The following is a 12789-nucleotide window of genomic DNA, read 5'->3' as shown; positions in this document are numbered from 1 at the left end:
ATGACAACTCAAACCGTTCTTCCGGTAGAACCGAATACACTGCAGAGCATTTCCGCGGGCAACGGGGAACCGGCTTGGTTGACCGAAAGCCGCGTGGGGGGCCTCCGGCTCGCCGCGGAGCTTGAACTGCCGAAGCTGGAGAAGACGAAGCTGGAACGCTGGGACCTGAGCCATTTCGGAGCTTTCCGTTCGGGCCAGCCGGCCCGGTCGCAGGAACTGCCTGCCCAAGTCGCATCCCTGGTCGATTTGAAAGAGGACAGCAACCTGCTTGTCCAACACAACAGCTCGGTCGTTTACACCCGGTTGTCCGCCGATTTGGCGGCGAAAGGCGTTATTTTTACCGATCTGGAAACCGCTGTGCGCGAACATGGCGATCTGGTTAAAACGTACCTGCATACGGCGGTGAAGCCGGAGGAGAACCGGCTGACCGCCTTGCATGCCGCGCTTTGGAACGGCGGGGTCTTCCTGTATGTTCCGAAAAATGTCGAAGTGGAAATTCCGCTGCAAAGCATCTTTCTGATCGACGACCCGTCGGCCTCTTTTGCTCCGCACGTATTGATTGTGGCCGAGAGCAACAGCCGCGTCACTTACGTCGATAACTACATTTCCGGTTCCTATGAAAGCAAGATCGTTCATAACGGAGCGGCGGAAGTCTTCGTCAAGGCCGGAGCGAAGGTTCAATTCGCTACGGTGCACCATCTCAACGAGCAAACGACGGATCTGATCCATCGCCGCGCCGTGATCGACAATGACGGCAGCATCGAGTGGATCGTCGGCGAAATGAATGCCGGAGATTCCGTGAGCGAAACGCTGTCGATTCTTAAAGGCAACGGCTCTCTGTCCGACGCGAAAGTGATCGCGGTCGGTTCCGGCTCCCAAAAGCTGAACTACACGACCAAAGCGATTCACTTCGGCAAGAGCTCGGATAGCCAAATGATCACGCGGGCCGTCATGCGCGAGCAGGCGACTGCGATTATTAACGGGATTACGAAAATTGAAAAGGGCGCAACGAAAGCGAACGGCGAGCAGACCGAAAAAGTGTTGATGCTGAGCCCGAAAGCGCGCGGGGACGCCAATCCGATTCTGTTGATCGACGAGGATGATGTCACGGCGGGTCACGCCGCGTCCGTCGGTCAAGTGAACCAGGAGCAAATTTACTATCTGATGTCCCGCGGGATTACCCGCGAGCAGGCTGAGCGTTTGATCATCTATGGTTTCCTCGCTCCGGTCGTTTCCGACATTCCGCTGGAGCAGCTGCAGGAACAATTGCAGGGCCTGGTGGAAAGGAAGTTAGGCCAATGAACGCGGAGCTGATCAAGGAGCAATTTCCGATTCTGAATCAGGAAATCAACGGCCATCCGCTCGTTTACCTCGACAGCGCGGCGACTTCCCAGAAGCCGCGGGTCGTGCTTGAGGCGCTCCAGCGATATTACGAATACGATAACGCCAACGTGCACCGCGGCGTTCATACGTTGGGCAGCCGGGCGACGGATGCCTATGAGGGAGCCCGGGAGAAGGTGGCCCGGTTTATCGGGGCGGCGCGGACCGAGGAGATTATTTTTACCCGCGGTACGACGACCGCGCTGAACCTGGTCGCCTCCTCCTACGGCCCATCGGCCGTAGGCGCCGGGGACGAAATCGTCATTACGCAAATGGAACACCACAGCAACCTGATTCCGTGGCAGCAGCTCGCGCTGAAAACCGGGGCGACGCTGAAATTCATTCCGCTCCAACCGGACGGCCATATCGCCATTGAGGATGTGGAGAAGACGGTGACCGACAAAACGAAAATCGTCGCCACCAACTACGTGTCCAACGTGCTCGGCGTGGTTAATCCGGTGAAGGAGATGGCGGAAATCGCCCATCGACACGGCGCGGTCATGGTCGTCGACGGGGCGCAAAGCACCCCGCACATGAAGGTGAATGTCCGGGATTTAGATTGCGATTTTTACGCCTTCTCCGGACATAAGATGTGCGCTCCGACCGGGATTGGGGTACTATATGGTAAGAAGCATCTGCTGGAATCGATGGAACCGATCGAGTTCGGCGGTGAAATGATCGACGATGTCGGCCTGTACGAGTCCACCTGGAAGGAGCTTCCGTGGAAATTCGAAGGCGGTACGCCGATCATCGCCGGAGCGGTGGGTCTGGCGGCAGCGATCGATTTCCTGGAAAGCATCGGGATGGATGAGATCCACCGGCATGAAACCCGGCTCGCGGCTTATGCCATCGAGCGGTTGTCGGAGATCGAGGGCGTTACGCTCTACGGACCGCGCCAACGTGAGGTCGGGCTGCTGACGTTCAATCTGCTTGATGTGCATCCCCATGATGTGGCTACCGTGCTGGACTCGCAGGGTATCGCGATCCGGGCGGGCCATCATTGCTGTCAGCCGCTGATGCGCTGGCTTGAGGCCAGTGCGACGGCAAGAGCGAGTCTGTACTTGTATAATACGGAGCAGGACATCGATCGTTTGGCGGAAGCTTTAATCCAAACAAAGGAGTACTTCGCGTAATGCAATTGGACGATTTATACCGCCGCGTTATTATGGATCATTATAAAAACCCGCGCAACCGCGGAAAGTTCGAAGATGGCGGCCTGACGGTCGACCTGAACAACCCGACCTGCGGAGACCGCATTTCGCTGCAACTGAAAGTGGAAGACGGCATCGTCAAGGACGCCCGTTTTACGGGAGAAGGCTGCTCGATCAGTATGTCTTCCGCCTCGATGATGACGGAGGCGGTCAAGGGGCGGACCTTTGAAGAAGCGATGGAACTCGCGGAGCGTTTTTCTTCCTTGATGAAGGGGGAGCCCGCGGAATTCGACGATTACGAGGATATCGAAGCCTTGTCCGGCGTCAATAAATTTCCCGCCCGCATCAAGTGTGCGACGCTGGCGTGGAACGCCCTGAAAAAAGGGATCAACGAAGGATCATAACTTAAGGAGGTAATGCAGCATGGCTAAGAAGGCGCCTGAGTTGGAAGAGTACAAATATGGCTTCCGGGATGAGCACAAGGCGGTTTTCCAGACGGGGAAAGGCTTGACCCGCGAAATCGTCACGGAAATTTCCCGTATTAAGGAAGAACCGGAATGGATGCTGAACTTCCGGCTGAAATCCCTGGAACAGTTCGAAAAGATGCCGCTCCCGCGTTGGGGCGGAGATTTGGATGAGCTGGATTTTAACGATATTCAATACTATGTTAGACCGTCGGAGAAGCAGGGGAAAACATGGGAAGAGGTTCCTGCCGAAATTAAGGAAACCTTCGACAAGCTGGGGATTCCCGAAGCCGAGCAGAAGTTTTTGGCCGGCGTATCCGCGCAGTATGAATCCGAAGTCGTTTATCACAGCATGCAGAAGGACCTTGAAGACCAAGGCGTTATCTTCATGGATACCGATACGGCTTTGAAGGAACACCCGGAAATTTTCCGCGAATATTTCGGTACGGTGATTCCGCCGGCGGACAACAAGTTTGCCGCCCTGAACAGCGCCGTATGGTCCGGCGGCAGCTTCATTTATGTGCCGAAGGGCGTAAAATGCGAAGTGCCGCTGCAGGCCTACTTCCGGATTAACTCGGAGAACATGGGACAGTTCGAGCGTACGCTGATCATCGCCGACGAGGACAGCTTCGTACACTACGTGGAAGGCTGCACGGCGCCGATCTACAGCACGAACTCCCTGCATAGCGCCGTGGTGGAAATCATCTGTAAGAAGAACGCGCGCGTCCGCTATACGACGATCCAAAACTGGGCACCGAACATCTACAACCTCGTTACCAAGCGTGCGGTTGCGGAAGAAAACGCGACGATGGAATGGGTTGACGGAAATATCGGCTCCAAGCTGACGATGAAATATCCGGCGGTTGTGCTGAAAGGCCGCGGAGCGAAAGGCAGCGTGCTGTCGATCGCGGTTGCGGGCAAAGGCCAGCATCAAGACGCCGGGGCGAAGATGATTCATCTGGCACCGGATACGACGTCGACGATCGTCTCCAAGTCGATCAGTAAGCATGGAGGCAAAGTGACCTACCGCGGCCTGGCTTCCTTCGGACGCCAAGCGGAAGGCGCGAAATCCAACATCAAGTGCGACACCTTGATTCTGGATAATGAATCGACATCCGATACGATTCCTTACAACGAGATTATGAACGACAACATCGTACTGGAGCATGAGGCTACCGTATCGAAGGTTTCCGAGGAACAGCTCTTCTACCTGATGAGCCGCGGGTTGTCCGAAGCCGAAGCGACGCAAATGATCGTTATGGGCTTTATCGAACCGTTCACCAAGGAGCTGCCGATGGAATACGCGGTGGAAATGAACCGCTTGATCAAGTTCGAGATGGAAGGCAGCATCGGGTAAAGTAAGTTTCAACCGATGAGGCCATATACGGAATCCGCAGAATTTTTCTGCGGATTCTTTTTTTGTTATGCTTTGTCCAAACCACTATTATTTTTTATCATATTCTAGTAGAAGAAAGGAGCTAGAGTTTGAACATGAAAGGGTGAGTCCTAAAATGAATATACCTCTTTTTATAGTAACGGGCTGCAGCGGTTCCGGAAAAACTACCATATCCCAAGAGCTTGGAAAACGGATGCATGATTTCACAGTGTTCGATATGGATTTGATTGTGAATCACGACGACTATCAGACAGCTTGTAACAATTGGATAAGAATAGCCTATCAGCTCGCCAAGTATGGCAGGAAAACTATTTTGTTCGGAAATGTTCCTTCACCATACAATATACAAATTTGTGACCGCATCCGCTATTTTAGCAACATAAAATATCTTCATCTTCACTGTAGTCTTGAAGCCCGGATGCAACGGCTGTTGGCTAGGGGAGGACCTTGGAACAAGCAAAATATATACCATTATCATCAGTTTGCCGAACGATTGCTTGTGCAAGCTCGAGAATCAAAACCACCCACTCCCGTTATCGATACATCGAAATTTTCGGTTGTAGATTCGGTGAAAATGATATCAAGCTGGGCAAAATCAAACGAATAGTATCATCGGATTTGTCAGAGAGAACATCGGTTATTTCGGCAAAATTAAAACACGCGTCCGTTTGCGAGGGCGGGTTCGCAGACGGACACGTGTTTGCGTGTCTGGAAAATTATGTACTTTATTACTGGAACGGAATAATTCTAGTGACATGCTTGATTTCATCCAGCATCAGCCATACCGCTCCTTCGATCGTGCGGACCTGTACTTTCTCGGGATGAGAGGACCATTTGGGCAATCCGACGACCGAATCTCCGTTTTCCAATGTCAGGACGACCTGGTGTTCCAATGTAACTGCCATTTTTAACTCATGCATGATGTTCATTTCAGCCACCTTCCTGATCTCACTTCTATCTATATCGGATGAACGGGCTGTTTTTTTAATCATTTTATTGGGTTTGTCTCACATATAGACTTCCGAAATCGAAGTTTCTTTCTCTTTGGACAGGTCGACAAATCGGGTGTCGGTTTGGACGAGCGGCCGGAAGAAATCGGTCTGGTTCGTCATCACGATCGATCCCATCTCGCCGGAACTCAGCAGCACCCGCTTGCCGATGAAATTCGGAAGCAGGTGGCGGATCAGCGCCTGGGTCGGCTCGGGGCTCAGTTTTCCGAAACTGAGGCTGTTAAGCTCCCGCAATACGGTCAGGAATTCCTGTTTGCTTTGATAGACCCGGTTCGAGGTCATTGCACTATACACGTCGGCGACAGCGGCTATTTTGGCGTACGGATGAATCTCCGAACTGCGCAAGCCTTTCGGATATCCGCTGCCGTCCTCCCGCTCATGATGCTGCAAAGCGACGAGGGCCGACAATTCGTCTCCGGTCGATTTCAAAATAATGTCGTGGCCGTATGTCGTGTGGCGCTTGACTTCCTCAAATTCCTCCGGGGTCAATTTGCCGGGTTTATGTAGTATTTCTTGGGGAACGAGGCTTTTACCGATATCGATCAAGTACCCCGCCTTTCCCGCCGCAAAAGCTTCCTCTTTAGGATAGCCCAGCCAGGAAGCGATATAATAAGAAAGCATTCCCACCTGCAAGGAATGGTTATATGTATAATTGTCGCTGTCATTTAACAGCAAGAGCAGGGAAACCACGTCTTTTTGGGCGATCAGTTCGTTCATCATCGGCGTAAGCAGCTGATTGATCTTCTCCTCGTCAAAGGTGCCATTGGACAACGCTTCCAAGAAAATCGACTCAAACCCGTCCACCGCTTCATCAAAGTAAGGCTGAACTTTAAGTACATGCTCCGGGATCTGCTGCCTCGCGGCCGCGGTCTGAGCTTTGGCGGTTTGGGGAGAAACGTCGACATAATCAATTCCATGCTGCATCAGTTTGACAATTGCGTCGTTGGTCAGCTCTTTATCCTTCTGAAGAACAAGAACACCAAAGTTGTTGAATACGTCGGCTTCTAGCCGGTCGCCGGGACTGAGATCCATAATATGTACTTTCAAGGACATTGACACCTCGTTAATCTGCATTTTTTCTTAATCATAGCAGGGAATAATTGGGTTGACAATGCTCTTGATAAGACAAAAGGCCTTGGAATTAGGAAAATGTTCCCGGAGCCGAAGGATCCCAGGGTCCCAATCCGTGGCCTTTCCATTCGCTGCCGTCTTCCCAGGCTTCCTTCTTCCAGATCGGAACGATCTGCTTAAGCCGCTCGATAGCGTAACGGCTGGCTTCGTAGCAGGCTGCGCGGTGCGGCGAAGAGACGGCGATGACTACGCTGGCTTCGGCGATGTCGACCCTCCCGATCCGGTGACTGATGGCGCAGCGGGTTCCGGGCCATTTCTCGCCGATTTCGGCGCCAATTTGCCGCAATTTGGCCAGGGCCATGGGAACGTAAGCTTCGTACTCCAGATGAATCGTCCGGCGCCCCTCCGTCATTTCGCGAGTTGTGCCGATAAATGTTAAGGTGGCTCCATGATTGGCGGTAATCACTTTATGGGAGATGCGATCGATGGATAGCGAGCTTTCGGTGATGGCGAACATCCCGTCTTCGGACTCGCTGCCGGTTCGTTCCTTCGGATCTTCTCCCCCCGAGACGGGCGGAATCAGCGCCACTTCGTCATGTTCGGCGATGGGGCTGTCTCCGGCGGCGTATTCCTGGTTAACGGCGACAAAGGAAACGTCGATCAGGGAGGCGGCGGCAGGGTACGCTTCGGCCAGCAGCTGTTTCAGCCTTCCGGCGGTAAGCGCGGCTTCCTCGCAGGCAAACCGGAGGCTTGACGTTCCGATCCGGTCGGCCAGGCCCGCAAATAATGAAATTTGAAGCTCCATGTTACTTCACCTCGGAATGGATTTTAAGCTCTTTTAATATATCATATAAGGAAGACAATACGTAAACGTAAGGTATATAATATTCTTTATAATTAAGTGTCAGTATTGCGTCAATTTTATGACAACAAGGAGGCCCAACATGCTGCCGGAGACGGACCAGGAAACGCTAACCGTGATATATACCAATGATTTGCATAGCCACTTCGGGGCGATGGGACGGATCGCCGGTATGATTGACGAGCAGCGCGGCATTCCCGATACTTCCTTGCTGTTGCTGGACATCGGGGATCATATGGATCGGGCCGCCCCCGAAACGGAAGGAACCTTGGGGCAGGCGAATGTGGATATCTTGAACCTGACCGGCTACGATGCGATCACGGTCGGGAACAATGAAGGTTTGACGTTCACCCCGGACCTGCTGGCACAGGCTTATGCGGGGCTGCTGTGCCCCGTGGTGTGCGGCAATCTGCGCGATCTCGCCACGGGAGAACTTCCAAAATGGGCGAAGGAGCATCTTGTTCTCCGCCGTGGAGGGTTCACTATAGGACTTGTGGGAGCTACCGCTTCTTACCCGGATTTTTACAAGCTGCTGGGTGTGGAGGCTCTGGACCCCCGCATTACGATTGCGGCGTCGGTAAAACGGCTGCGGCCACAGGTCGACCTCGTTATCGTAATGTCCCATCTTGGTCTACCGATGGATAAAGAACTGGCGGAATCGATTTCCGGCATCGATCTGATTATCGGCGGTCATACCCATCATTTATTGGAGGAGCCGCTATGGGTCGGGAACACCGCGATTACGGCGGCGGGAAAATTCGGACAGTACCTGGGCCGAATCGTGTTCCGCAAAAGTTCCGCACCCGCAGGCAGACCGATGATGGTGGAGGGTCATTGTCTTCCGGTCCGGGAGGGGGCGGCCAATGAGCGTATCGAGAAGGCGATCTCCATTCACAAGCTGGGAGCCAAGCGGCGCTTGGACCGAACCGTCGCGGTCAATGATCGGCCGCTGCCGATCGGCTATACCGAGGAATCGCCGTTCGGCAACTTGCTGGCCCAGGCGGTGCGAAGATACACCGGAGCGGACCTGGCCATCGTCAACAGCGGCCAATTGCTGATGGATCTCCCCGCGGGGGAAATCAGTGAAGGCATGCTGCATGAGCGCTGCCCTTCTCCGATTAATCCTTGCCGGATGCGTTTGAAAGGAAAGGATATTTTGTACAGCTTGGAGCAATCGTTGCTGGATGAAACGGCGAACAAGGCGGTTTACGGATACGGCTTCCGGGGAAAGGTGCTCGGCGGCATCTGCGTGGACGGAATGGAGATTAGGTATGAGGCCGATGCCGAGCCTTTTCATAAAATCATCGAAGCCCGTGTTCAGGGAGTCCCGGTTGAGCCCGATAAAGACTATCTGGTCGGAACCCTGGATATGTTTACGTTCGGGATCGGGTATGAACGATTGAAGAACGGGACCGGGACCGAGTATATGCTTCCGGATTTTTTACGGGATCTGTTGAGGATGGAACTGCAGACGACGGGAGCGGTGGAAACCTGTTTTCTGCCAAGGTGGAAAAAAAGTGCGAATTAGACGCTGTAAGCATTTCCTATTACGGTAATCTATTCTATAATAAATAGAAGTTTTTTCATCACCCCTTGACTACTTAGAGAAACAGCAAACAATGAGAGACGGAAGTGGTTTTTTGTGCGCCTTATCCCAGTGAGCTCCTTACAGCCCGGAATGAAGCTCGGAAAAAAGATATACAACGAAGATGGAATTATTCTGCTGTCGGAGAATGCTGAGTTAAGCGAAGCGATTATCCGCCGTTTGCGGGCCCACGGATTGGATTATGTTTATGTGGCCGATGCGCGGACGGAGGATGTGGTCATTCAGGACCTGATTGAAGACGAGACCCGCCGGAAGGCGCTGCAGGAAATCCGCACCAGCTTTCGGAAGCTGACGGAGCCGACGATGAAAGGACTTATTTACCCTTATATGGGCAAGACTTTTACGGGCCTCGTGGAATCCATTATGGACGATCTGAGTTCCCGCGAAGATGCCATGATCATGATGATGAACATCAACAGCATGGATCACTATTTATACCGGCATTCGCTCAACGTATGCGTTTATACGCTTTTGCTCGGACAAATTTACGGGTACAGCAAGGAAGAATTGACGCTGCTCGGTTTGGGCGCGATGCTTCACGATATCGGTAAGACCAAGCTCCCCCTGGACCTGCTGAACAAACCTTCACGGTTGACGGATGAGGAGTTCGAACAGATCAAGCGGCATCCGGTTATCGGTTTTCAAATGCTCAAGGATGAGCCGGGAATCCCGTTAAAGTCGGCTCACTGTGCTTATCAGCACCATGAGCGGATCAACGGCACGGGTTATCCGCGCGGTTTGAAAGGGGAGAATATTTCCGAATTTGCCCGCTGGATTGCGATTACGGATGCCTATGACGCGATGACGACCCATCGGGTCTACCGTCCGGCCATGCTCCCCGATCAAGCGCTGGAAGTGCTGTACACGGGCTGCGGAGAATGGTACGAGAAGTCCAAGCTGGAATTGTTCCGCGACCATGTGGCCATCTATCCGCTTGGCATGACCGTGAAGTTAAGCACGGGAGAGCAGGGCGTGGTGGTTAAGATTCATAAGGAGATTCCGCACCGACCGGTGATCCGGGTTATTACGGATCCCTACGGCGCGGAGCTGAAATCGCCATACGATCTTGATTTGTTGAGTCAGTTGTCCATCGTCATTACCAAGGTGGACAGAATGGAGAACAAAACGGAGAAGACGGTCTGACGGCCGATTCCTTAGCAAGCCTATCACAGGAAGATTCTGCACCGGTTCGGGTGCATTTTCTTCTTTTTTAGGTTAATAAAAGAAATAAGGTGAGTAAATGTTGAATTTAGAGAACCATAATAGAAGCAGGCACTTGGAGATTACGCCAAGCAATGACCCGTGGGACCCGATCGTCTCGCTGAGGGAATACGGACGGCATGTGCTGACGAGCGTGGAAATGACGGTGACGAATCTGTGCAATATGCGCTGTGAGCACTGTGCCGTAGGCGACAGCCTGGTGATGAAAGAGCCGGACATGATTCCGCTAAAGGTGATGCTGGATGCCCTGGACCGGGTGGAGCACTTGCGCACGATCAGCATTACGGGCGGGGAGCCGACCTTCCGTAAACAAACCGTAGACGAGGTGATCGTTCCGCTGCTTCAGTATGCCAAGGCGAGAGGGATCCGCTCGCAGATCAACTCCAATCTTACGCTCGACTATGAGCGCTATGAGAAGCTCCTGCCTTACTTGGACGTGATGCATATTTCGTTCAACTACACGAGCGAGCGGGATTTTCACGAAGTGGGTTTTGCGCGCAGCGGGCATGCGGTGAATCCGGACGTCGCTTACCGCATGTATCATAAAATGATCGAGAACGCGGCAAGATTAAGCGAGGCGGGCATGTTTATTTCCGCCGAATCGATGATCAATTACCGGACCCATGCGAAGCTTCCGGAAATCCACCGGCTGATTCTGGAGATGGGCTGCCGCCGTCACGAGGTGCATCCGATGTACGCGGCCGATTTCGCCGAAGGCTTGCCGGTGCTGCCGCTTGCGGATATGCGCCGGGCGATTCACTCCCTGCTGGACGCGCGGGACCCCGAGGTGTGGATGCTGTTCGGGACGCTCCCGTTCTTCGCCTGCAACGGCAACGCGGAGGATGCCGAGCTGCTGCGGCGCCTGCGCCGGGAGCCGAACGTCACGGTGCGAAACGATCCGGACGGCCGCAACCGGGTGAACGTCAATATGTTCACGGGAGATGTGTACGTGACGGATTTCGCGGCTATTCCCGCGTTTGGAAACGTGATGGACACGGGGCTCGATGCGATTTTTGACGACTGGCTGAACAACCATCCTTTGAATCAAAAAGTAAACTGCCACTGCGATGCAGCGGGTTGCTGCGGGCCGAATTTGCTTGTCGCCGACATGTATTACAAAGACATCGATTTCAAATCCCGTAAAGCGATCACATTATAGAAAAGAGGGCAATTTACATGCACTACGCCATCATTGACGGACATACCGAGTTTCATTGGGGCAAGCTCATTATGAATCTCTTGATCGTTTTTATCCTGGTCTTCTTGAACGGTTTCTTCGTGGCGGCGGAGTTCTCGCTCGTCAAGGTGCGTCAATCCCGGTTGACGCAGCTGGTGAGCGAAGGGAACCGCCGCGCTGTCTACGCGTTGCGAGTCAACAAGAAGCTCGACGCTTATTTATCGGCGACCCAGCTCGGAATTACCCTGGCCTCGCTGGGGCTCGGCTGGGTCGGGGAGCCGGCGGTGTCGGAGCTGTTGATCGAGCCTCTGATGCATCAAATGGGCGTGTCCGATCCGACTTTGATCTCCACCGTTTCGGTTGCGGTCGGCTTTGCCATCATCACCTTTTTACATATCGTCATCGGTGAGCTTGCGCCGAAGTCGCTGGCGATTCAAAAATCCGAAGCGGCTTCCCTGTGGCTGTCGGCTCCGCTGCTGTTTTTTTATAAGGTGTTTCTGCCGGTCATTTGGCTGTTGAATTCGGCGGCCAACGCGATGCTCCGGGCCATCGGCATCGAACCGGCGGGTGAGGGGGAAGCGGCCCACTCCGAGGAGGAGATCCGCATCCTGATGAACCAGAGCGCCAAGAGCGGGGTCATCGACAAAGATGAGATGAAGCTGATGGACAACATCTTCGATTTCTCCGACATGCTGGCCCGCGAAGTGATGCTGCCCCGCACGGACATGGACTGTCTGTACACGAACCTGACGTGGGAGGAAAATATGCGGATTGTTGCGGAAACGAAGCATTCCCGCTATCCGGTCGCGGTGGAGGACAAGGACCAGATTATCGGGTTCGTGCATATTACGGACCTGCTGCTTCCCGAGTCGGACAGCCCCCTGAAGCTGGAGGAGATGGTGCGTCCGATTCTGAACGTGCCCGAGTCGATGGAGGTCAGCCATGTTCTTCGGTTGATGCAGAAAAAACACTCCCAACTCACCCTAGTGGTGGACGAGTATGGCGGAACGGCCGGGCTGTTGACCGTCGAAGTGATTTTGGAGGAAATCGTCGGCGACCTGCATGACGAATTTGAAGATGAGCTGCCTGAGGTCGAAGTGCTGGCTGATGGCGTATACTCGGTCGACGGGCGCATGTTGCTGGAGGACGTCAACGATCTGGTCGGCATCGACATCGAAGACGACGAGGTGGACTCCGTCGGCGGCTGGCTGTTCAAAGAGCTGGATGGCATGCCGGTTAAAGGGAAGAAGAAGGTCGTCCGAAACGTCACCCTTGAGGTGGCGGAAGCGGGACGCCTGCGGATCACCCGGGTGAAGATTACGAAGGAAAAACCCGCAGACAAGGGACAGCAGGAGTTCGAGCCGGGGGAATAGAGGGAAGAGGCGTCAGATCTTGAAATGGACAAGATCTGGCGCTTTTTTTGTGCTTTGTTGATGGGGAAGGGGGATGAA

Annotated in this window: 12 protein-coding genes; 9 read left to right on the top strand and 3 right to left on the bottom strand. The window is 53.6% G+C overall.

From position 1 onward, the window contains the following. From sufD to FRY98_RS04765, 5 genes are all read left to right on the top strand, one after another. A complete protein-coding gene (sufD, locus tag FRY98_RS04785) occupies positions 1-1302 on the top strand; it encodes a Fe-S cluster assembly protein SufD (protein WP_148450575.1) in 1302 nt (433 codons plus the stop codon). Then, entirely contained in the window at positions 1299-2513 is a 1215-nt protein-coding gene (locus FRY98_RS04780; protein ID WP_148450574.1) for a cysteine desulfurase, read from the top strand. The genes sufD and FRY98_RS04780 overlap by 4 nt, the downstream gene beginning before the upstream one ends. After that, positions 2513-2935: a Fe-S cluster assembly sulfur transfer protein SufU gene (sufU, locus tag FRY98_RS04775; RefSeq protein WP_148450573.1), complete on the top strand. Its 423-nt coding sequence runs from the start codon at positions 2513-2515 to the stop codon at positions 2933-2935. The genes FRY98_RS04780 and sufU overlap by 1 nt, the downstream gene beginning before the upstream one ends. Positions 2936-2954: 19 nt before the next feature. Next, the gene (sufB, locus tag FRY98_RS04770; protein ID WP_148450572.1) at positions 2955-4352 is read left to right on the top strand and encodes a Fe-S cluster assembly protein SufB; all 1398 of its coding nucleotides are present in this window, start codon (positions 2955-2957) and stop codon (positions 4350-4352) included. Between the two features lie 154 nt (positions 4353-4506). Beyond that, a complete protein-coding gene (locus FRY98_RS04765; protein ID WP_170287028.1) occupies positions 4507-4998 on the top strand; it encodes an AAA family ATPase in 492 nt (163 codons plus the stop codon). Between the two features lie 121 nt (positions 4999-5119). On the opposite strand, the gene FRY98_RS04760 is transcribed toward FRY98_RS04765, so the two are convergent. From FRY98_RS04760 to moaD, 3 genes are all read right to left on the bottom strand, one after another. Beyond that, positions 5120-5320: a hypothetical protein gene (locus FRY98_RS04760; protein WP_225038298.1), complete on the bottom strand. Its 201-nt coding sequence runs from the start codon at positions 5318-5320 to the stop codon at positions 5120-5122. A 78-nt stretch (positions 5321-5398) separates the two neighbouring features. Further along, on the bottom strand, positions 5399-6448 hold the full coding sequence (locus FRY98_RS04755) for an HD-GYP domain-containing protein (RefSeq protein WP_148450570.1): 1050 nt from the start codon (positions 6446-6448) through the stop codon (positions 5399-5401). A gap of 94 nt (positions 6449-6542) precedes the next feature. Next, on the bottom strand, positions 6543-7277 hold the full coding sequence (gene moaD, locus FRY98_RS04750; RefSeq protein WP_148450569.1) for a molybdopterin converting factor subunit 1: 735 nt from the start codon (positions 7275-7277) through the stop codon (positions 6543-6545). Positions 7278-7419: 142 nt separating this feature from the next. Between moaD and FRY98_RS04745 the strand changes: the two genes are divergently transcribed. The 4 genes from FRY98_RS04745 to FRY98_RS04730 all read left to right on the top strand — a co-directional run bounded on the left by FRY98_RS04745 (position 7420) and on the right by FRY98_RS04730 (position 12711). Continuing rightward, on the top strand, positions 7420-8862 hold the full coding sequence (locus FRY98_RS04745) for a bifunctional metallophosphatase/5'-nucleotidase (protein WP_420819696.1): 1443 nt from the start codon (positions 7420-7422) through the stop codon (positions 8860-8862). A 114-nt stretch (positions 8863-8976) separates the two neighbouring features. Continuing rightward, the gene (locus tag FRY98_RS04740) at positions 8977-10083 is read left to right on the top strand and encodes an HD-GYP domain-containing protein (RefSeq protein WP_148450567.1); all 1107 of its coding nucleotides are present in this window, start codon (positions 8977-8979) and stop codon (positions 10081-10083) included. Positions 10084-10180: 97 nt separating this feature from the next. Next, positions 10181-11320, top strand: coding sequence for a radical SAM/CxCxxxxC motif protein YfkAB (yfkAB, locus tag FRY98_RS04735; RefSeq protein ID WP_148450566.1), 1140 nt, complete (start codon positions 10181-10183; stop codon positions 11318-11320). 32 nt (positions 11321-11352) lie between these two features. Further along, positions 11353-12711 (top strand): hemolysin family protein, encoded by a 1359-nt coding sequence (locus tag FRY98_RS04730; RefSeq protein WP_148451186.1) that lies wholly within the window; start codon positions 11353-11355, stop codon positions 12709-12711. Positions 12712-12789: the final 78 nt, after the last annotated feature.

It is taken from the genome of Paenibacillus faecis (assembly GCF_008084145.1).
Taxonomy (GTDB): Bacteria; Bacillota; Bacilli; order Paenibacillales; family Paenibacillaceae; genus Fontibacillus; species Fontibacillus faecis.
The sequence above is the reverse complement of the archived record's forward strand: the minus strand, read 5'-3'. Positions and strand labels throughout refer to the sequence as shown.

What these genes read in the sequence shown, in the direction of transcription:
- sufB (WP_148450572.1), top strand. Translation starts at nt 2,955, where the DNA reads ATGGCTAAGAAGGCGCCTGAGTTGGAAGAGTACAAATATGGCTTCCGG.
- sufD (WP_148450575.1), top strand. Translation starts at nt 1, where the DNA reads ATGACAACTCAAACCGTTCTTCCGGTAGAACCGAATACACTGCAGAGC.
- FRY98_RS04765 (WP_170287028.1), top strand. Translation starts at nt 4,507, where the DNA reads ATGAATATACCTCTTTTTATAGTAACGGGCTGCAGCGGTTCCGGAAAA.
- moaD (WP_148450569.1), bottom strand. Translation starts at nt 7,277, where the DNA reads ATGGAGCTTCAAATTTCATTATTTGCGGGCCTGGCCGACCGGATCGGA.
- sufU (WP_148450573.1), top strand. Translation starts at nt 2,513, where the DNA reads ATGCAATTGGACGATTTATACCGCCGCGTTATTATGGATCATTATAAA.
- yfkAB (WP_148450566.1), top strand. Translation starts at nt 10,181, where the DNA reads ATGTTGAATTTAGAGAACCATAATAGAAGCAGGCACTTGGAGATTACG.
- FRY98_RS04760 (WP_225038298.1), bottom strand. Translation starts at nt 5,320, where the DNA reads ATGAACATCATGCATGAGTTAAAAATGGCAGTTACATTGGAACACCAG.
- FRY98_RS04780 (WP_148450574.1), top strand. Translation starts at nt 1,299, where the DNA reads ATGAACGCGGAGCTGATCAAGGAGCAATTTCCGATTCTGAATCAGGAA.